This is a genomic window from Pontibacter toksunensis (assembly GCF_042686245.1).
GTDB lineage: Bacteria > Bacteroidota > Bacteroidia > Cytophagales > Hymenobacteraceae > Pontibacter > Pontibacter toksunensis.
This window is the reverse complement of record NZ_JBHUOX010000013.1, coordinates 1-20,670: the sequence shown is the minus strand read 5'-3', so window position 1 is coordinate 20,670 and position 20,670 is coordinate 1. Positions and strand designations below refer to the sequence as shown.

Genomic DNA, 20,670 nt, shown 5'->3' with positions numbered 1-20,670 from the left:
TAACTTAAGTGTCTAAAAATAGCAAAGCTGATTTCAATGGCCTTTCGCACTGCGCCACAGTGATGTACAGAAGCTCTTACATGACGTATAAATATACTTTTCAGGGGTGGTTAACGGTGGCCGTTCTCTCAGCCACTTTAATGGCCACTTCCTGCACGACCTCCCGTCTGTCTGAACCCAATACTATAACTGTGGCAGATGGCTGGGCGAATAATTCTGTGAATGCAGTGGTATTTCGTAAAAACTCGCTGGTTACACATCAGGATACGCAGTACACCGCATGGTATGATGAGAACCAGCATGTAGTGTTGGCGAAGAGGAAAAGCGGAACAGATAACTGGGAAATACAGAAGACTAATTTCAAAGGCAATGCAGCGGATGCCCATAATACCATCAGCATCATGGTGGATGGGGATGGCTACCTGCACCTTTCCTGGGACCACCATAACAACCAGTTGAACTATGCCCGCAGCGTGAGCCCTGGCTCCCTGCAAATGACAAACAAAATACCCATGACGGGCCAGAATGAGCGGGTCGTGTCTTATCCTGAGTTCTACCGGCTGCAGAACGGCAACCTCATGTTCTTTTACCGCGATGGCGGCTCCGGGCAGGGCAACATGGTCATCAACAGCTACGACACCAACACCCGGCAATGGACCCAACTGCACAGCAGCCTGATAGATGGCGAAGGCCAGCGCAATGCCTACTGGCAGGCGCACATCGACCAGCAGGGCACCATCCATGTGTCGTGGGTATGGCGCGAGAGCCCTAATGTAGCCAGCAACCACGACCTGAGCTACGCCCGCTCTACTGATGGGGGTAAAACCTGGGAGAAATCGACCGGGGAGAAATATACATTGCCTATAACAGAAGCCACAGCAGAAAAGGCATGGGAGATTCCGCAGAACAGCGAACTCATTAACCAGACGTCGATGGGAGCCGATGCCGAAGGCAACCCTTTTGTCGCCACTTATTGGCGGGAGGCCGGTTCCGAAATTCCGCAGTACCACCTGGTGTACCACAATGGCAAGACCTGGCAATCGCTTCAACTGGACTTTCGCACAACACCCTTCAGCCTGAGTGGGGTAGGTACCAAACGCATACCCATTGCCAGGCCGCAGGTGCTGGTAAAGAACGCGGGTGCCAATACATCGGTGCTGATGCTCTTCCGGGATGAGGAAAGGGGCAATAAAGCCTCAGCGGTGGTCATAAATAAACTGTCGGACCCAAAATGGTCAATTGTGGACCTGACACAGGAGTCGTTAGGCTCTTGGGAACCCACCTACGATACGGAGCTTTGGAAAGAAAAAGGAATACTGAACCTGTTTGTGCAGAAAGTAGAGCAGGTAGATGGCGAAGGACAGGCCAACATGCCGCACCAGCCGATAAAAGTAGTGGAGTGGAAGCCCGATTTTTAATGATTAATAAGATTAAGCCTGTACCAGCAGGTCAATTAAATAACAGTATCAACCCGTTTTAAATTTTGACATGAAAATTAAATCATCTATTTATCTAGCGCTGTTGCTGGGGATTTTCAGCGCATGCGCAACAACTACCGGAACATCGTCCGAAAATCCGCTTGTCCCTCAGTCGAAAGAAGAGGTTGCCCAGGTTATCAATAAGGCGAACACTTACTGGCAGGAAACAAACCCTGACCATGGATGGGCTTTTTGGGACGTTGCTGCCTACCACACCGGCAATATGGAAGCCTACAAGGTGACGAAGAACGAAGATTTCCGCCAATACTCAGAAGCATGGGCGGAGAAAAACGAGTGGATGGGCGCGAAGTCGCCCGACAAGGCGAGTTGGAAGTACAAATACGGAGAGACCGATGACCATGTGCTGTTTGGTGACTGGCAGATTGCTTTCCAGACATACATCGACTTATATAACCTTGACAAAGAAAAAGATGAGAAGAAAATAGCCCGTGCCAGGGAGGTGATGGAGTACCAGATGACCACACCGAATAACGACTATTGGCATTGGGCCGATGGCCTGTATATGGTGATGCCGGTGATGACCAAACTTTATAAGACTACGGGTAATGAGCAGTACCTGGAGAAGCTGTATGATTACTACCGCTACGCCGACTCTGTAATGTATGACCCGGAAGAGCAACTATATTACCGTGATGCAAGGTATGTGTACCCAAAGCACAAAAGTGCCAGCGGTAAGAAAGATTTCTGGGCACGTGGAGACGGTTGGGTATTTGCCGGGCTGGCCAAGGTGTTGCAGGATATGCCAAAAGACGCGCCGCACCGTGAGTTTTTTGTTGAAAGGTACAAGAGTATGGCAGAGGCTATAAACAAATCCCAGCAGCCTGAAGGTTACTGGACACGCAGCATCCTGGACCCGGAGTTTGCACCTGGGCCTGAAACGAGCGGCACCGCTTTCTTTACCTACGGCTTGCTTTGGGGCATCAACAACGGCTACCTCGATAAGGAAAAGTATTTGCCGGCTGCTGCCAAAGGGTACAACTATTTAACCACAGTGGCTTTGCAACCGAGCGGAAAGGTTGGCTATGTGCAGCCAATCGGCGAAAGAGCCATCCCGGGACAAGTGGTGGACGCGAATTCTACTTCAAATTTTGGAGTTGGGGCTTTCTTACTGGCAGCCTCCGAAATGTACCGCTATGTTGATAAGAATTAGAATGTAGCATTCGATTAGATGTAACTTTGGCTAAAACGACATTAGGCAGGTTGTAGCGGGAGTGCATGTAGTTTGCTTCAAAAACGGACAATTACATGCATTTTCTTTGTGGCGTGCTAAGTATCTGCAGGAAGGCTCAGCCTCTTCTCCTGAACAAGAGCCATTTTGCTGAGCGTAGAAGACAGCAGGTGTATCGTTCCATTAGGCTGCTAAGGTAAAGATAGCTTAGCCCTGGCTTTTGGCACTCTTTTATACTCCTTTTTGCCGCGTAGCCTCCATATGAAAAAGCCTGAAATAGCCAGAACACCTGGCATCAGCCCGAAGAAGGCATACAGTAATTTTACAGGCAGTCCGGCAAAATCACCGAAGTGAATGGGGTGCAGCACCGTCAGAAAACGGTCTAACCAGGGCTGGTCGCGCAGGAAAAATGGCTCCCCAAGTTCGCCTGTTTCGTAGTTCACAGGGACTCTGCTGTAGAACCGGCCGTAGTAGGAAGGATCTGCTTTAAGGCGGCCCAAAAGCTGCAGCTGCCCCTCATTATTAACCGGGAAGCGGAGATAGCTAATTTCGAAACCGGGATAGGTCGTGTTTATGGTTGCCATGGCAGCATCCACGGAGGCTGTTATCTCCGGGACAGCTACTTCTTTCGGGCCACCCTTTAGCGCGGCGTTTACCACCGTTATAGCCAGCGACAAACCCGTGACGCACATGAGCAGGTTAAACGCCAGCGCCCACACCCCCACAATGCGGTGCAGACTGGAATAAAAGCTGCGTGGGCTCAAAAAACAAACCCGTTGCCGGAAGGTCAGCACTTTCCGGATTGATTTGCGGTACAGGATAAAGCCGGTAATGGTGAGCAGTAGCAGCGCCACGCCCACCAGCAGTACGACGATTTTTCCAGGCGTGCCGGAGAGCAGGTTGTAGTGCAGGTTCAGCACCACGTAAGAGAAACGGTTGTGCGCCTGCCCAACAACGGAGAGTTTTTCCCCAGTTTCAGGGTGCACAAATAGCCACTGGCGCAGCTGCCCCTGGCGCAGTTCGTATAGCAGCGCCTCATCTGAAGAGGCCGGCAACGAGGGCACCCGGATATCCCAGCCCGGATTCTCCGCTCTTACCCATCCGATTGAATTATCTATATGAAGCGACTGCGCCGGTGTTTCCAAACGGGACTGCCTGGAGAACACAGCTTCATCTATCTCATCATCAAAAACAAGTATAACACCGGAAAGGCTGATAACCAGGATAAATATCCCGGCTATCAGCCCACACCAATGGTGGATAGAGAATGTGTGGTTCGTCTTCTTCAAAGTCTTACCACTTATAGGCTGCTCCTGCCTGGAACCTGGCGCCGTTGGCTCTTGTGAAGTTGTCGTCGCGGCCGTACCAATAGGCCTGCGGCAGGTAATACGCTTTGTCCAGCAGGTTCTCGATGCCCAGGTTCAGGCTTAGCTTATCAGTGGCCTGGTAAGAAGCGGCAAGGTTGAACACATTAAACGCCTTTACAGGGCCCTGGCCAGAGTTGTAGCCTCCTCTGGCATTGCGCTCAAACCTGTCGCGCTCACCGGAGTAAATCCACTGCAGGTTCAGGTTCAGGTTTTTTGCAGGCTTCAGGTTGAGGTTTGAGGTGAATTTGAACGGCGCGATGCGCAGGCTCGTCAGGTACTTGTCTTCATTGTCGGTGTACTCGCCGTTGTTATTGAAGTCAGCTTTTCCCTCGCTGTAGGAGGCGCTAGCACCTAAGGTAATCTTCTCAGACAGGAATATGTCCATCATTGCTTCGAATCCCTCTACACGTTCCGGTGCACGCTCAATCTCGTACACACCCTCTGCGTTGGCAATCAGGTTGGCTCCAAGCCTGGAGGTGCTGATGAAGTAGGCTCCACTGAAGGAGGCGATGCCGACCTGGCTGTGGAAGCCAGCTTCATAGTTGTTCACAATAACAGGCTCCAGGTTCATCTGCGAGATAAAGTTTTCCTTGGCACCGCGCACATAGCGCCCCACGTCTATCATAGAAAAGCCCTGTGAGTAGCTAACAAAAGGCTTGAAGTACTCCAGCGCAGAATAGCGGAGTCCGGCGTTAAAGGTGTTGGCGTTGAACTTCAGTTTGCCGCCCTGCACATAATCACCGCCTGCGCCACTGGCCAGCACCAGCTGCTGGAAATCATCCACGGTAACAGACACATTGTCGAAGCGATAGCCTGCCTTAAAGTTGAGGTGTTGCAGGATGTCGAGTTGTAACTGGGCGTAAGGCGCCAGGTTCTTCAGGTCCATTTCAGGTACCCAGGTGCGGCCATCCACCAGCGGCTGTGACGTCACATCGTTCAGGTAGTCGGCGCCATAGGCAATGCTGCCATTCACTCCGCCGCCTAAACTGAAGGGAGTGTTCAGGTTCAGGCGCAGTCCGTATTTGCGGGACTTGATGGTAGACTGACCGCCATTCTTAAAGTAAGGGGTATACCCGTAGACGGTGAAGAAACTCTGCATATAAGCGCTCAGCTCCATGTTTGTGTTCAGGAAGAGGTTCTTACCGATGTAGCGTACCTGTGCGTTGTGGTTATACTTAGTGCCCTCCGGTTCGCCAAGCACTTCTCCTCTTACGCCTGTGGTTGGCTCCTCGCCATACTTACCCAGTTGCATCACATAGTCTGACTTCTGGCGGCTGCCGAAGTAGTTGTACATGGCCTCCACGCGGTGGTCAGAGCTGAAGTTATACCCTGCTTTGGCAAAGCCATTGTACAGACTCGTTTCACCAAGCCCATAAACCGGGGAAATAACCTGGCCCTCGCCGTCGCGCATCACACCTGTTTTTTCGTAAGTGCCGCTGGCCACATAGTCAAAATCCTTCAGCTTACCTGAGAACTGCTGGGAAACGCGGCCTCCAAATGTGCCTTCCGGGTGGAAAAGCATCCCTGTTCCTGACAGGGAGGTATAGGCGCTGAAGGGTTTGCTGGTAGTTGGTTGCTTCGTGATGTAGTTTATCAGGCCGCCGTCGGCTCCGTTTCCATACACGGCCGTGGCTCCTTTTACTATCTCCACGCGCTCAATAGCGGCAGGGTCGATGGTGCGCACATCGCGGCTGCCGTTGCGCAGGGGCGTAGACTGCGGAATACCGTCTACCATAATAAGGACATTCCGGCCGCGCAGGGTCTGCCCCACGTTGCTGGTGGTGTTGCTGTTGAGCGCCAGCCCCGGTACTGAGTTAGCCAGTATGTTGGAAATGTCCGTGCTGATCTGCGACTGCAGTTGCAGTGTGCGGGAGTCTATTACGTGCACAGAGGCAGGTGTCTCATCCAGCGTTTCTACGCTCCGGCTTGCTGACACCACTACTTCGTTCAGAGAACTGGTGCTTGGCTGCAGCGTAACACGCAGGTCCAGCCTGTCACCACTTTGCAGTACCACAGGCTGTCGCTCAGCTTTATATCCTACTCCGCCCACACGTAATGTATAGCTGCCCGGCTTGATGTTGCTGAGGGTAAACCCACCACTTTCGCTGGTGTTGGTGCCCAGCACTGTTTCCTCCAGGGCAACTGTTACAGATTCCAGCGCTTGTCCTTCAGGCGATGTCACTTGACCGGTGATGCTGGCGTTCTGGCTTTGCGCCTGCCCAACGGACAAGGCAAAAAGCCACAGAACAAGGAGTAGAGACTTCTTCATAGAGATTAAAACCTTATTTAGACTGATTATATATAAGACAAAAGTATATACTGCAGCTTTAGCAGACAATCTTTATTTATAATAATTCTAAATAAAGAGGAACTTTTTCTTTAAAAACGCCTACGCACTGCAGGAGCCGGCACCATACCTATGAGCCTGGCAGGTATTACCCGGCGAAGTAGGAAGGCCATGCGGGCCGCTATCTTCTATACCCGCAAAAACTCCATAGGGAAGTATGAAAGTAAGCTGCACCATTTGTGTTGGCAGGTTAGGAAATTAACTGTAATTTACCTTATCAATAAATAAGAGCCTTGCCTCACATCGCTAACCAGCTTATGCGTAGAGTTTTACTTTCAGACAAAAGGAGCGCTTGCTTTACTGGCTGCTGCCTCATGCTCCTCTTCCTGTTTCCGCTGCTTAGCCTGGCGCAGGGAGGCAGAAAAGCGGCCGTAAGCGGCAAAGTGGTGGATGCCCAAACCGGCACGCCCCTGCCTTACGCCAGTGTGGGTTTGTTCAAGAGTGCTGATAATAGCCTGATCTCCGGAAACATTACAGATGAGGCCGGGGAGTTTAAGCTGGATGCTCCTTTAGGTGAATATTATGCGCTGGTAGAGTTTATGGGCTATAAGGCCTTGAAATCACCGGCCTTCAAACTTAGCTCTGATAAGCCCGACCACCACCTTGGCCTGTTGAAGCTGCATGAGTCGGCAGCCACTGCCCTAAAGGAGGTGGTGGTGCAGGCCGAAAAGAGCTCCATGGAGTTGTCGTTGGATAAGAAGATTTTCAACGTAGGGCAGGACCTGGCAAACGCTGGCGGTTCTGCGACAGAAATTCTGAGTAATATTCCGTCTGTGTCGGTGGATGCAGAAGGGAACGTGAAACTACGGGGCAGTGAGAATGTACGCATCCTGATTGATGGAAAACCATCCGGGCTGGTAAGTTTTAAAGGGGGCAGCGGGCTGCAGCAGTTGCAGGGCTCTCTGATTGAGAAGGTAGAAATCATCACCAACCCGTCGGCGCGCTACGAAGCGGAGGGTATGTCCGGCATCATCAACATTGTGCTTAAAAAAGAGCGCAAGAGTGGGTTCAATGGCTCCTTTGAGGTGATAGCCGGTGAACCTACCAATTATGGCGGTGCCGCCAACCTCAACTATCGCCACAAAAGGCTGAATTTCTTCGTGAACTATGGCCTTGCCTACCGTATTACGCCCAGCCTTGGCTCGCTTTACCAGGAACTGACTACTGATAACGTCACTACCATTTTAAGACAGGAACATAGCACCCGGCTGAAGGGATTTAACAACAACATTCGGGGCGGGCTCGATTATTTCTTCACCGAAACCAGTATCCTCACAGCTTCCTACCTGTTCAGGCGGAGCGATGCAAACCGTGTCCGGAACATTCGCTACGAAGACTACCTTGGCAGCAATGACCTCCAGAGTTATACTACCCGCAAACAGGTGGAAGACGAAGAGGAGGTGAATGCGGAGTATGCCATCAGCTATAAGAAAACCTTTGCCCGCGAAGGGCAGGAGCTGAACGCTGATTTCCGGCTCCTGGATTACTGGGAAAGCTCTGACCAGGTATATACCCAGAACACCTTCTCACCCGATGGCACGCCTGATGCTGCAAGGAGACTGCTGCAGCGCTCCCTGAACGATGAGTATGAGAAGCAGTACCTGGCCCAGGTGGATTATGTGCAGCCAATAGGTGAAGGCGGCAAGCTGGAAGCCGGTCTCCGAAGCAGTTTCCGGGATATGGTAAACGATTACCTGGTGGGGGATGAGAATGCCGCCGGGGAAATCACCCCGCTGCCCGGCCTGGATAATTACTTTATCTATAATGAGAACATTAATGCCGTTTATGGCATCCTCGGAAATAAAACCAAGAAGCTGTCGTACCAGGTTGGGTTGCGGGCTGAGCACACTGACGTAAAAACCACGCTCCGGGAGACAAACGAAGTAAACCCGCGCCGCTACACCAACCTGTTTCCGAGTGCGCACCTGACGTATAATCTGCCCAAGGAGCATGCCCTGCAAATCAGTTACAGCCGCCGTGTGCGCAGGCCTGTTTATTTTGACTTAAGCCCTTATTTTACTCTGTCAGACAGCCGTAACGTGATGGGCGGTAACCCTAACCTCAACCCGGAGTTTACGAATGCCTTTGATTTTGGGCACATTAAGTACTTCGATACGGGCTCACTTTCCTCTTCTATCTTCTACCGGCACAGTACAGGTAGAATAACCACCATCCGGCGGGTAAATGAAGAAGGCGTTGCCACGCTGCGTCCTGAAAACCTGGCCGCGGAAGATGCATTTGGCCTTGAATTCACAGGCTCATTTACGCCAGCCATTTGGTGGAAGCTGGACCAGAGCTTCAACTTCTTCCGCTCCATTATCGACGGCAGTAACTTCGAGGAAAACTTCAGCACTGATACCTACAGCTGGTTTACCCGCCATACTTCCCGGTTCACCCTTCCCAAGGCTATAGAGTTTCAGGTGCGGGCCAATTACGAAGCACCTCAGAAAACACCGCAGGGACGCCAGAGAGCGTTGTATTACGTAGACCTGGGTATCAGTAAAGATATTTTTAACAGAAACGGCACTATTACCCTCAATGCACTGGACTTGTTTAACACCCGCATCAGCCGCTCTGTTTTCGAAGGCGAAAGTGTGGAGGGGGTAAGGTTTTATACCAGCAGTGAAAACCAGGGGAGAAGACGGCAGGTTAACCTCACGCTCAGTTACCGTCTGCACCAGGCTGCCCCTGCCGGTCAGCCTAAAATCCTTGGCAATGAGTAAAATGCCTCATGCAGAAAAGTTATCTGAACAAGCGGTATGTAGAGGCAGAAAAAGAAAGAATCAGCCCTTGATAAAAAAGTATCGTTCCAGCTCATGCGCTTCGGCTACCTCGAATTTGAGAATCAAATGAACCTAACTCATTCAAAAATGAAATTTACAACCTTACTCGCTACCTGCCTGCTCCTGGTGGGCTTGTCCTGCACCGTACAAAAGAAAGAAGAAGCTACTGATGAGTGGGTGCAGCTTTTCAACGGAAAAGACCTGGAGGACTGGGATGTGAAAATCAACGGCTATCCCCTAAACGAGAACTATGGAAATACCTTCCAGGTAGTTGACGGCAAGTTGACAGTTAACTATGATCAATATGATGACTTTGGTACGAAGTACGGGCATCTCTTCTATAAAGAACCCTTTTCGGCTTACCTGCTGGTAATGGAGTACCGCTTCACAGGAGATCAGGCAAAGGGAGGACCCGGCTGGGCTTTCCGGAACAGCGGCGCCATGCTGCATTCCCAGCCGGCTGCCACCATGGGCCTGAATCAGGACTTCCCGATCTCCCTGGAGGCGCAGTTGCTGGGAGGGAACGGGCAGGACCCCAGGACTACGGCCAACCTTTGTACGCCCGGCACCAACGTTGTGATGGGGGACACCCTCTTCACTCCCCATTGTATTAACTCCAGCTCTAAAACATACCACGGCGACCAGTGGGTGCGCGTGGAAGCGCTGGTCCTAGGCGATTCCTTAGTGAAGCACATTGTGGAAGGCGACACAGTGCTGACATTCCAGAAGCCGCAGATAGGCGGCGGAAGCGTAAGCAACTTTGACCCGGCCGTGAAAAAAGACGGGCAGCTTTTGAAAGAAGGTTATATCTCTCTGCAAAGCGAAAGCCACCCCATTGAATTCAGAAAAGTAGAGCTATTTAACCTTGAGAAATACATGGATGATCCGAAAAAGCTAAAAAGCGTTCTGCGCGATCTCCAGACACGGCAAGGGCATTAACAAATCTTAAAAGAGGTCCCTAATCAAATTGCCTTTTCTCTTATGCTTATCTACAGCATATTGATCTTCCTCAATGCGTTCAATAGAAAAGCTGATTAGGCTTTTCTATTGAACGCATTGAGGAAACATTTTGCTTCTTCCCAACTTCAGAAGCAGCCAATCGGAATCATAAAATTCAAGAAATCATCCTCTTGAAAAACTATTCTCAGCAATTGTTGGTTTAGGATTCTTTACCTACATTTATAAATGTAAACTTTACACTTGTAAGTAAGGCCGGCGCAGTAATTTTCTCTGAACTAAATACTGCAGTATTCTGTCCTTTTCAGGAGTCATATCAATGCGATAATCAGAAATGAAAGTTACCATCTTAAGCTCAGCTTTATTACTTCTCCTGCCTTTATTGGGCTTTAGCCAGTCCCGCCCTTTAGAGACCTTTCCGCTTTCTTCTGTGGCTTTACTGGAGAGTCCTTTCCGGCAGGCCCAGCAGACCGACATGGACTATATTCTGGCGTTAGAGCCGGACAGGTTGCTGGTGCCCTTCCTCAGAGAAGCAGGTATTGAAGCAAAAGCAAAGAGCTACGGAAACTGGGAGAATACCGGCCTCGACGGGCACATTGGTGGCCATTACCTTACCGCGCTTTCCCTGATGTATGCTTCAACAGGTAACCAGGAACTGCTGCAAAGGCTGAATTATATGGTTGACCAGCTGGAGGCTTGCCAAAAGAAGAACGGGAATGGCTACATTGGAGGCGTACCGGGTGGCGAAGCGATGTGGCAGGAAATAGCGAAGGGTAACATCGACGCGGAGAACTTCTCTCTCAACGATAAGTGGGTGCCGTGGTACAACATCCACAAGACCTATGCCGGCCTGCGGGATGCGTACTTGTTCACGGGCAACGAGAAAGCAAAGGACATGCTGGTGAAGCTTACTGACTGGTGCCTGCAACTAACGGCTGACCTGTCTGATGCCCAGGTTCAGGACATGCTCCGAAGTGAGCACGGGGGCATGAACGAAGTGTTTGCTGATGTAGCCGAAATCACCGGCGACAGCAAATACCTGGAGCTGGCACGTAAGTTTTCCCATTATTCTGTTTTGAACCCTTTGCTGGCCGGGAAAGATGAACTGACGGGTATGCATGCTAATACCCAGATACCAAAAGTGATCGGCTACAAGCGCGTAGCAGAAGTGGGCGGTGACAAAGCGTGGGCAGATGCGGCGGCATTCTTCTGGAACACTGTGGTTAATGAGCGAACTGTATCAATTGGGGGTAACAGTGTGCGCGAGCATTTCCACCCTGTCAATGACTTTTCTCCGATGATAGAATCGAAGGAAGGGCCGGAAACCTGTAACACCTACAACATGCTGAAACTCTCGAAGCAACTGTACCTGACGGATGCTTCAGCGGAATACATTGATTACTATGAGCGGGGCCTGTACAACCACATCCTCTCCTCGCAGCACCCTACTAGGGGAGGTTTCGTATACTTCACACCCATGCGGCCCCGGCACTACAGGGTATACTCCAAGCCGGACGAGGCTTTCTGGTGCTGTGTTGGCTCCGGCCTGGAAAACCACGGCAAGTATGGCGAGTTGATATACGCACATAATGACAAAGACCTTTTTGTCAACCTGTTCATCCCTTCCACCCTCGACTGGAAAGAGCGTGGTGTTACGCTGACTCAGAACACTAGTTTTCCTTTCGAAGAAGCATCTTCCCTTAAACTAAAGCTGAAGAAGCCACAGAAGTTTGCGCTTCACATCAGGCGGCCAGGCTGGGTGACAGAAGGGGGGCTGAAAGTGCTTGTTAACAACAAAGAAGTGAAGGCAACAGCTGATCCTTCTGCTGCCTATGTGTCGGTAGAGCGCAAATGGAAATCAGGCGATGTGGTTTCTGTGTCGCTGCCCATGCAAACCAAGGCAGAGTACCTGCCTGATTCCTCCGGCTGGGTGTCTTTTGTACACGGCCCCATTGTGCTGGCTGCTGCAACAGATAAAACAAACCTGGAAGGGCTGATAGCGGATGGCAGTCGTATGGGGCATATTGCCAATGGGCCTTCGTATCCGATTGAAGAAGCTCCTGTGCTGGTTTCGTCAGATAAAAATATTGCCTCCGCTTTGCAGCCCGTTAAAGGCAAGCCGTTAACGTTTACAGCCTCCGGCCTCATCTCTTCAGATAAATATAAAGATGTGGAGCTGGTGCCATTCTTCCAGGTGCATGATGCACGCTACATGCTGTACTGGCCGGTATCAACCCCGGAAGAACTGGAAGCCAGGAAAGCAGCAATTCGGGAAGAAGAGAAAGTGAAAATGGTGCTGGAGGCAAGTACTGTTGACAGGGTTGCCCCGGGAGAGCAGCAACCGGAGTCAGACCACAACTACAAAGGGGAGAAAACAGAGTCAGGCGTTTTCCGTGACCGCCACTGGCGCCATGCCAGCAGGTGGTTCAGCTATGACCTTAAAAACAAAAATAAGGAAGGCCATACGTTGCGCGTCGCATACTATGGCTTAGACAAAGACCGCAGCTTCGACATCTATGTAAATGACATACTCCTAAAAATGGTGCAGCTGGATGGCTCGAAGGGAGATACTTTTTTTAATGTGGATTATGCGCTTCCGGAGAAAGCCATCAACAGTGCACCTGGCAACGTGCTTACAGTAAAATTTGTAGCACACGAAGGCTCCGTGGCAGGCGGCATATATGATGTGCGCTTGCTAAAGTAAGTATACAAAGTTTCGTTCAAGGCTGATAGTAGTTTCTTTTAGTCTTGAATGAGACGGTTGCTGGGCACCCCGGTTAACCTAATCAGCAGTAATTTTATTTCACTGTTTTTACTGACTCTCTGACCTTGTAAAGCAGTGTTACTAGTGTACTGGCTTCTTCCTCTGTCAGGTCCTTCATCATAGCATCCAACTGAGGCAAATCTTTATCAATAGCCTCAACCATGTGCTGACCTTGTTCTGAAATCAGAATATTCACCAAGCGCTTATCATCTGAATTCTTTGTGACGTTAACTAGGCCCTTGGCTTCAAGGCGGGTTACCAAGCGCGAAACATCCGACATTTTATCCAGCATTTTTTCGCGCAGGAAGGCAGTAGAGACAGGTTTCGGAAATTTGTCACGCAAAATGCGCAGGGCGTAGTATTGCTGGTTGGTTAAGTCTTGTTTCTTAAAGAAACTCTCATAGCTGTTTATCAGGAACCCGTAGGTGTACAAAACACTGAAACTTGCTTTCTGCCATTCGTTCCGAAAGTAAGTCAGGCCAACATCATTTTCTTGTATCATACTTGTTATTAGGTGAGAGGATGAAGTATAGCGAAAAAATCGCCAAACTCCAATTTTCTAGTTATCGCTCTAGTTGGCGAGAAGGAGCAAAGGGGCAGTAATCCAGGTGTAGCTTGCCTGTATGTGCTTTCGTTTTGAATGCAAGGCCCTTCTTCTAAGGCGTTTTCGTGGTAGGCAAAGACTGAACACAGCAAAGTGGAGCAAGCGCCGGAGAAGTTTACCGTGACAATAAGGCTACTCGTATGCTTTTAAGTCGGATTAGTATAAATGATGGCGGCAAACAACAAGGCTCTTTTCTAAGTGCTGAAGATAGTTCGTAATTTCCTGACGAATAGGGAGTTTGAGTAGCTTGAAGCTGAGCCCGCAACCGTGTTGGTAAAATAGGCGGGAACAACTTTTTCAGGCAATAGAACAGAAGACTACTACCAATCCCAATCAACCGCCTTGCCTTTACTATGAAAAAGATTGTTTTAATAGCCATAGCAGTTTATATGCTATGCTTGCCTGCAGAGGCTCAGAACCTGAAACGCAGGCCCTTTCTGGGAGTACAGATAGCCCCTGTTCCCGATTCCCTGGCGGCAGCCTATAACATGAAATCCACAGCAGGAGGGAGAGTGGCAGCTGTTATTCCTAACAGTACAGCCGCTGCGCTTAAACTCCAGCCAAACGATGTCATCCTCAAAATTAACGACACCGACATCAACACCTTTCAGGACGTGGTTACCAAGGCCCGTACCTTCACTACCGGTTAGCCTGTGAGGGTGAACATCATGCGTAACGGAAAATACCTGGTGCTGAAGGAAAAGGTGAAAGCAATGCCGCAGGAGACAGACCCGAATGCTGAAGTCATATACGACGAGGTGAAAACGGAGCTCGGCTATACCCGCCTGATAGTGAAAAAGCCAAAAGGGAAAGGCAAGTACCCTACAGTCTTTTTTCTTCAGGGCTATGGCTGCAACTCCATTGATAACCTTCCCCTGCACGACCCACAGCGCAAACTGATGGATGGCTTGGTGGAAAAAGGGTATGCGGTCTTTAAAATGGATAAGCCCGGCTCCGGCGATAGCCAGGGCAGCGCCCCCTGCATGGAGATTGCCTACCCCGAAGAACTGGCCGCGTTTTCAGCCGCTTTAAAAAAGGTGAAGAGCTATGAGTTTATAGATGCTGAAAAAGTCTTTCTCTTCGGTCATTCCTTGGGAGCCAATACAGCACCGGTTATCGCAATGAATACAAAGGTGAAGGGCATTATTGCATACGGTGTGGCAGGTAAGCCGTGGTATGAGTATATGCTGGACGTATTCCGGGAACAACGAGCCGTGGAAGGTACGGACCCGGTGCAGATAGACGAGGACATGAAAGTTCTGGGGCCGCTTACCTATGAGTTCATGATACAGAAGAAGTCGCCGGACGAGTTGCTGAAGAACCTGGCTTATAAGCCTTATTTAGAGCAGAATTTTGAATACGACGGCAATGGCCACATTTTTACGCGCCACTATACATTTATGCAGAGTATACAGGATGCTCCTTTCAACAAGGCTTGGCGCGACGCAGATACCCATGTGCTGGTTATTTATGGTGAGGCTGACATTGCCGCTATCAGTCCGAATAATTCTGAGTTGCTGGTAGATGCCATCAATACCATGCATCCCGGTTCGGCAACGTACAAATTCTTACCTGGCACTGATCATGGCTTCATCAAGGTAGGCACGAAACAAGACCTGATGCGCCTCCGGGAGAGCGAGCAATTCGGAGAGTATGTGCGAAATAACTTTAACCCGGCGCTGGTAGAGATGGTAGATAGCTGGATACGGCAAACGCTTCAGAGCCCGCAAACAGGCAGCAACTAAGTTTTTCTGACATATTTTTATCGAAGGCATCAATACTGCCTCTGTGGCCGCTTTACTTTTTTGGTAGACTAATTAAATAAATTCTTTTTATTAGTAAAAACAGTGCAGTTCCCCTGTCTAACAAGGGTTGAGATACACTGCGGTATATCTCCTGCGCTTATCTTTGCTAAAAATACCTACTAGTGAGTATTGGAAAAGTATAGTGTACAAGCTATATTTGTATAAATATATTAATTAATAGTAATTTATCTAGTTTAAAGGTTGTGCTGTTTTTCTCCTGCCTTATCCAGGCTTTGGAACAAACTTATTAGAACTTAAAAATTTCTGCGTTTCCTGCTAAGGCTTTTACTGACGAACACAGCCAAGGTGAAAGGTCCGCAGGGCAATGGGAGCATCCGACATACCAATGGAAACAGCTACTTTTAATTACTTACACGTCACCTTAGGGAAGCGGGAAGCTTTGAACTTATACTACCGGCTGACTGGTTTTATCAGGGAGCATGACACCATTGGCTTTAGCAGGTTTATGGCCTTCAGAGACAGCTCCCTGAAAGACGATGCGCTGATGGAATTTGTGCTGGACATTATGGTGACCCGGCACCAGGATATGTTAGTACAATTCATGCCTGCGACAGGAAATACAGTAAACGCCTGAAAGGCCTGTTTCAACTTTTGTGCGCCAAAAGAGGAAAAGCTGTGGCTGATAGTTCAATTCGCTGTTCAAATCGAGAAAGCAGAACCTGGTTTGCTATAGCAACAGACTGATCAAACCTTTCCTGCCATTTTCCCTTAATTTTATTATAGTCTATACCGTAAGAGCGCAGCATTTCCCTTATCAATGCAGCACACCAGCACCGTCAGGAAATCATACCTTTCCAGAGCAAATTCTATCATTGCATGGTGCCCTTTATGAAAGGGCAGAAACTTGCCGGATACGAACGCTTTAGACATGCCTTCTGTTTTCTCTTTCGCTTTTCAATTGCATGGCCCTTATCCCGCATCATGCAGAAGCTTCCTTTTACTAAAGCAAAATATATTTATTCCGGCAAGTAGGCTGACGTAGTGCCTTTTTATTAGTTAGATGAGGCTGCCGGAGTCGTTCTGAGTCGTCACAATTCCTTTGTTAACATAGTATCAGAATTTGCTAATTCAGAAGAGGCAAACGATAAGTGTATTTGTTACGTTTGCATAGGGCGCTTTATTTTTTATTGTTTATATTTAAGATAAAGTTGCCGTAGAGGAAGCTGGAGCATTCAGATTAAGCTTTACAGCGTGCTAAAGAAGGCAACATAATAGGTGAAGCTAGCTTCTGGCCCCCTCTAATAACCAAGGCTGAAATAATGCTGAAGCAAGATGGTTCAAGTATAAATTATAGCGTGTAATGCTTTTGAAGTAATTAATCACGTTGGGCAAACAAAGGCTTCATAATCACGAACAGTAAGTTATGACAGTATGAAATTGCTTTGCGGTTCTTGAGTCGCTGGCAACTCCAAATTTATAGATGTACCTGTGCGGTATTGTGTGAAAGCAAATAAATGTAAGATCAAGTAAATAAAAGGAACGCTTATATGAAGAAGTTACTGTGCATTATTTTTCTTTTTAGTTTGGCCATCGGTGGCTGTACCGAAAAGGCTCAGACAGGGCAGAGCGCCCGATCTGAGTCTCCTGCCAAACGGATTGATATCCTTTTCCTGGGGCACAACAGCAAACATCACGACTCAGAGAAGTATTTCCCGTCGCTGGCGCTTCCGCTCTTCCAGGAAGGCATCAGCCTGCACTACACCGCAGACCCGGCAGACCTGACAGAGGAGAACCTGAAGAACTATGACGGCCTGATGATCTACGCCAACCACGAGAACATCACCCCTGGGCAGGAGCAGGCCATCAAGAATTTTGTGGAAAATGGCAAAGCGCTGATTCCGATTCACAGCGCCTCCTATATGTTCCGAAACTCCGACTGGTACGTGAACGCTGTGGGTGGGCAGTTCAAGTCGCATAAAGTGGGCACCTTCACAGCCCCTATCGTAAAGCCGGAGCACCCTGTAATGCAGGGGCTTTCTGAGTTTGAAACCTGGGACGAGACCTATGTGCATCACAAAGTAAATCCTGATATGACCGTGCTGATGGAGCGGGTAGAGGGAGATCACCGTGAGCCTTGGACCTGGGTTCGGAACCAGGGTAAGGGAAAAGTGTTCTATACCGCCTATGGGCATGATGAGCGCACATGGAGCAATCCTGGCTTTCAAAAACTGGTGGCAAACGGCGTAAAGTGGGCAGTAAATGAGGAGGCGTTAGACAGATTGGCACGACTGAATATCCCTCAACCGGAATTTGAGGACGCTAATATTCCGAACTACGAGCAACGCGACCCGGCTCCAAGGTTTCAGCATGCACTCACACCAGAAGAGTCTCAGAAACTGATAAAAGTCCCTGTTGACTTTGAGCTACAACTCTTCGCTTCAGAACCGGACATCATCAACCCTATTGCCATGGCCTGGGACGAGCGTGGGCGCCTTTGGGTAATTGAGACAACGGATTACCCGAACGAGATTCGCACCGAGGATGGCAAAGGCGATGACAAAATCAAAATACTGGAAGACACGAACGGAGACGGAAAAGCAGATAAAGTGACTGTTTTCGCCGATGACCTGAACATCCCGACTAGCCTGACTTTTGCTAACGGCGGTGTTATCATCTCCATGGCTCCGAACTTTGTTTTCCTGAAGGATACAGACGGTGATGACAAGGCTGATATAAAGGAGAACATTATCACAGGCTGGGGCAAGAGCGATACACACGCAGGCCCTTCTAACCTGAAATACGGACTGGACAACAAAATATGGGGTGTAGTAGGCTACTCCGGGTTCAATGGAAATGTGAGCGGCAAAGACTTAAATTTCAGCCAGGCCCTCTACCGCTTCGACCCGGATGGAAAGAACCTGGAGCCTCTCGGAAGAACAACCAACAACACGTGGGGCCTTGGCTTCTCAGAAGAATTTGATGTATTTGTGTCCACTGCGAATGGCCTGCACAGTGCCTACTTCGCCATGCCAAACCAGTATGCGAAACGCGCGGTAGTAGGTGGTTCCGGCAACACCGTGTACAGGATAGACACACACTACGACATGCCGCACATCACCCCGTACCTGCGCCAGGTGGACTTTCATGGAGGCTATACAGCGGCGGCAGGACACAATATTTATACTGCCAGAGACTATCCAAAGTCTTTCTGGAACAGCGTGGGCCTCGTGACCGAGCCAACAGGGCGTGTGCTGCACAAGGCGGTCCTGAAGCGCAAAGGTGCCGGTTATGTTGAAAGAAATGGCTTTAACTTACTATCAAGCTCAGATGAGTGGTTTGCACCCGTGCATGCAGAGGTAGGTCCGGACGGAGCTATCTGGGTGGCAGACTGGTATAATTTTATCATCCAGCACAACCCAACGCCGCGCGGCTTCGAGAACGGGGAGGGCAATGCCTACGTGAACCCATGGCGCGACAAGCAGCACGGCCGCATCTACCGGCTCGTGTACAAGGGCGCTAAGCCAAATGAGCCGATGCAGCTCACTGCAAGCAATGCAGAAGGACTACTGGCCGCATTGAGCAACGACAACATGTTCTGGCGCACCACAGCACAGCGCCTGATTGTAGAGAACCAGGTAAAAGAAGTTATCCCCGGGTTATATGCACTGATCAACGACCAGAGTGTGGACGAGATTGGCCTGAACAGCCCTGCTGTGCACGCACTGTGGACGCTGCATGGCTTAGGCGCCCTGGATGGCTCTAATGCACAGGCACTGGAAGTAGTGACCAAAGCCCTTTCGCATCCGGCCGCTGGCGTAAGAAAGAATGCCGTGCAGGTACTTCCAAGAAATGAGAAAACACTGGCCGCTATTCAGAGCGCGGATTTGATAAACGACAAAGACCTGAAAACGCGCCTTGCCGCTGTGCTGGCCATTGCTGACATGCCTGCCTCTCCGGAACTCGGAAAACTGGTGTATGAGGCAAGCCAGAAGTCGGAGAACGCAGAAGACGAATACCTTCCGCAGGCATTCTTTGCGGCAGCATTAGCTCACCAGCAGGGATTCATGGCAGCAGCCCCTAATAACCTTTCACTGGAAAGACCAGATTCTGTTCTGACGCTGAATGAGCGCCTGGTGAAGAGCATGGGCCAGGAGCAGTACAGGCTGGACAGATGGACGCCTATTCTGTTCCCGCCGGATGTTACCGGCAAGGAAATAACCGTGCGTGCTTCCATAGGCCCGTCTGATGATGGTTTTGAGGGCGTCGTGATGTCCCATGGTGGCAAAGACGCTGGGTACAGCCTCTACGTGCAGGATAATAAGCTCAACTGGATAGTGAAGCAGAACGGAAAGATTTATAAAGCGACTTCTACGACAGCCCTGCCAACTGAGAGATTCAATGCGGTGGCCAAACTGGCCTCTGGGGGCGTAATGACCATCCAGGTGAATGACAAAACCGTGGCAGAGGCCAAAGCGCCTTCTCTTTTCACCAAGCCGCTGGCAGTGGAAGAAGTCCGCACAGGCCGGGATGCCAGGGAAGAAGAAAACAAAGTGGGGGATTACCCTGACAGATTTTTCTTCAAAGGCGAATTAAGGAGAGATGCCAGCCTGGAACTGAAGAAACCTGTTGAATCTACAAGGCCAAAAGGTAACACTTCTGTGGCTGCAGTTACCAGAGATAAAAATGTGCGGGCAGTTGCTCCAAATACCAAGCCGGCTGCGAAAGCCTCCGCTGCCAAGCCAGCCGCCAAACCTACGGAGAAGGGTGCAACCATCGACATCAAGGTAGTGGAGCACGAAATGAAGTTTGACCAGGAATCCTTCACTGTGAAGGCCGGTCAGAAGGTGACCGTCAATTTCATCAACCCGGATTTTATGCAGCACAACTTCGTCGTTATTATGCCAGGTACACTTGAGAAAGTTGGAAAGGCCGCTGATGTGCTGGCTCGTGACCCGAAAGGCGCTGAGAAGAACTACATCCCGAACATGACGGAGGTGATTGTCGCCACTCCGCTGGTGGATCCGCAGGGCCGGGAGACGCTTGTGTTCACCGCTCCCGACAAACCGGGCTTATACCCGTTTGTCTGCACGGTTCCGGGACACTGGCGCCTGATGAACGGCATCATGAAGGTAGAAGCAAGTAGCTTATAAGAGGGCACAATTTGCAACAGATACCATAGTAGTAGGCAAGGCAGGTGCCGGGGCAGTATACTAAGCTGTTTTGGGCCTGCCTTTAACCCTGTAGCGGTGGTGCCGGTAAAAAGCAGCAGCAAGCCTGCCGCTGCTCATAAAGGTAAAACACAGCAAAAGAAATGAGTTTGAAAGACATCAAGTTTGGCGTGAGCACCTGGCTCTGGACCTCGCCCTTCAGCACCGACACCGTCTCCCTCTTCCCCAGGATAAAGGAGATGGGCTA

General features: G+C 49.9%; 13 protein-coding genes. 9 read left to right on the top strand and 4 right to left on the bottom strand.

Annotated elements, in window-relative coordinates; translation table 11 throughout:
- The first annotated feature begins 8 nt into the window (after positions 1–8).
- Both ACFS7Z_RS16620 and ACFS7Z_RS16615 read left to right on the top strand, forming a co-directional pair.
- Positions 9–1,418 carry a BNR repeat-containing protein gene (locus tag ACFS7Z_RS16620; protein ID WP_377486892.1) on the top strand — a complete coding sequence of 470 codons (1,410 nt, stop codon included), beginning with the start codon at positions 9–11 and terminating at the stop codon, positions 1,416–1,418.
- Positions 1,419–1,488: 70 nt separating this feature from the next.
- Positions 1,489–2,649 (top strand): glycoside hydrolase family 88/105 protein, encoded by a 1,161-nt coding sequence (locus ACFS7Z_RS16615; RefSeq protein WP_377486889.1) that lies wholly within the window; start codon positions 1,489–1,491, stop codon positions 2,647–2,649.
- Positions 2,650–2,858: 209 nt separating this feature from the next.
- Here the strand turns inward: ACFS7Z_RS16615 and ACFS7Z_RS16610 are convergent, their stop codons facing one another.
- A complete protein-coding gene (locus tag ACFS7Z_RS16610) occupies positions 2,859–3,956 on the bottom strand; it encodes a PepSY-associated TM helix domain-containing protein (protein ID WP_377486887.1) in 1,098 nt (365 codons plus the stop codon).
- Between the two features lie 4 nt (positions 3,957–3,960).
- The gene (locus tag ACFS7Z_RS16605) at positions 3,961–6,303 is read right to left on the bottom strand and encodes a TonB-dependent receptor (protein ID WP_377486885.1); all 2,343 of its coding nucleotides are present in this window, start codon (positions 6,301–6,303) and stop codon (positions 3,961–3,963) included.
- Positions 6,304–6,638: 335 nt separating this feature from the next.
- Between ACFS7Z_RS16605 and ACFS7Z_RS16600 the strand changes: the two genes are divergently transcribed.
- From ACFS7Z_RS16600 to ACFS7Z_RS16590, 3 genes are all read left to right on the top strand, one after another.
- A complete protein-coding gene (locus tag ACFS7Z_RS16600; protein WP_377486882.1) occupies positions 6,639–9,104 on the top strand; it encodes a TonB-dependent receptor domain-containing protein in 2,466 nt (821 codons plus the stop codon).
- Between the two features lie 147 nt (positions 9,105–9,251).
- Positions 9,252–10,103: a 3-keto-disaccharide hydrolase gene (locus ACFS7Z_RS16595; RefSeq protein ID WP_377486879.1), complete on the top strand. Its 852-nt coding sequence runs from the start codon at positions 9,252–9,254 to the stop codon at positions 10,101–10,103.
- Positions 10,104–10,455: 352 nt separating this feature from the next.
- Positions 10,456–12,825 carry a beta-L-arabinofuranosidase domain-containing protein gene (locus tag ACFS7Z_RS16590; RefSeq protein WP_377486876.1) on the top strand — a complete coding sequence of 790 codons (2,370 nt, stop codon included), beginning with the start codon at positions 10,456–10,458 and terminating at the stop codon, positions 12,823–12,825.
- Positions 12,826–12,919: 94 nt separating this feature from the next.
- Here ACFS7Z_RS16590 and ACFS7Z_RS16585 read toward each other — a convergent pair whose 3' ends face one another.
- Positions 12,920–13,387, bottom strand: a complete 468-nt coding sequence (locus ACFS7Z_RS16585) for a MarR family winged helix-turn-helix transcriptional regulator (RefSeq protein ID WP_377486873.1) — start codon at positions 13,385–13,387, stop codon at positions 12,920–12,922.
- Between the two features lie 455 nt (positions 13,388–13,842).
- On the opposite strand from ACFS7Z_RS16585, the gene ACFS7Z_RS16580 reads away from it, so the two are divergent.
- From ACFS7Z_RS16580 to ACFS7Z_RS16570, 3 genes are all read left to right on the top strand, one after another.
- A complete protein-coding gene (locus ACFS7Z_RS16580) occupies positions 13,843–14,139 on the top strand; it encodes a PDZ domain-containing protein (protein WP_377486870.1) in 297 nt (98 codons plus the stop codon).
- Between the two features lie 18 nt (positions 14,140–14,157).
- Positions 14,158–15,234 (top strand): alpha/beta hydrolase family protein, encoded by a 1,077-nt coding sequence (locus ACFS7Z_RS16575; RefSeq protein ID WP_377486867.1) that lies wholly within the window; start codon positions 14,158–14,160, stop codon positions 15,232–15,234.
- 406 nt (positions 15,235–15,640) lie between these two features.
- A complete protein-coding gene (locus ACFS7Z_RS16570; RefSeq protein WP_377486864.1) occupies positions 15,641–15,889 on the top strand; it encodes a hypothetical protein in 249 nt (82 codons plus the stop codon).
- Positions 15,890–16,032: 143 nt separating this feature from the next.
- On the opposite strand, the gene ACFS7Z_RS16565 is transcribed toward ACFS7Z_RS16570, so the two are convergent.
- Positions 16,033–16,185, bottom strand: a complete 153-nt coding sequence (locus ACFS7Z_RS16565) for an adenylyltransferase/cytidyltransferase family protein (RefSeq protein WP_377486861.1) — start codon at positions 16,183–16,185, stop codon at positions 16,033–16,035.
- Between the two features lie 617 nt (positions 16,186–16,802).
- Here ACFS7Z_RS16565 and ACFS7Z_RS16560 point away from each other — a divergent pair.
- Positions 16,803–20,405 (top strand): PVC-type heme-binding CxxCH protein, encoded by a 3,603-nt coding sequence (locus tag ACFS7Z_RS16560; RefSeq protein WP_377486858.1) that lies wholly within the window; start codon positions 16,803–16,805, stop codon positions 20,403–20,405.
- The last annotated feature ends 265 nt before the right edge of the window (positions 20,406–20,670 follow it).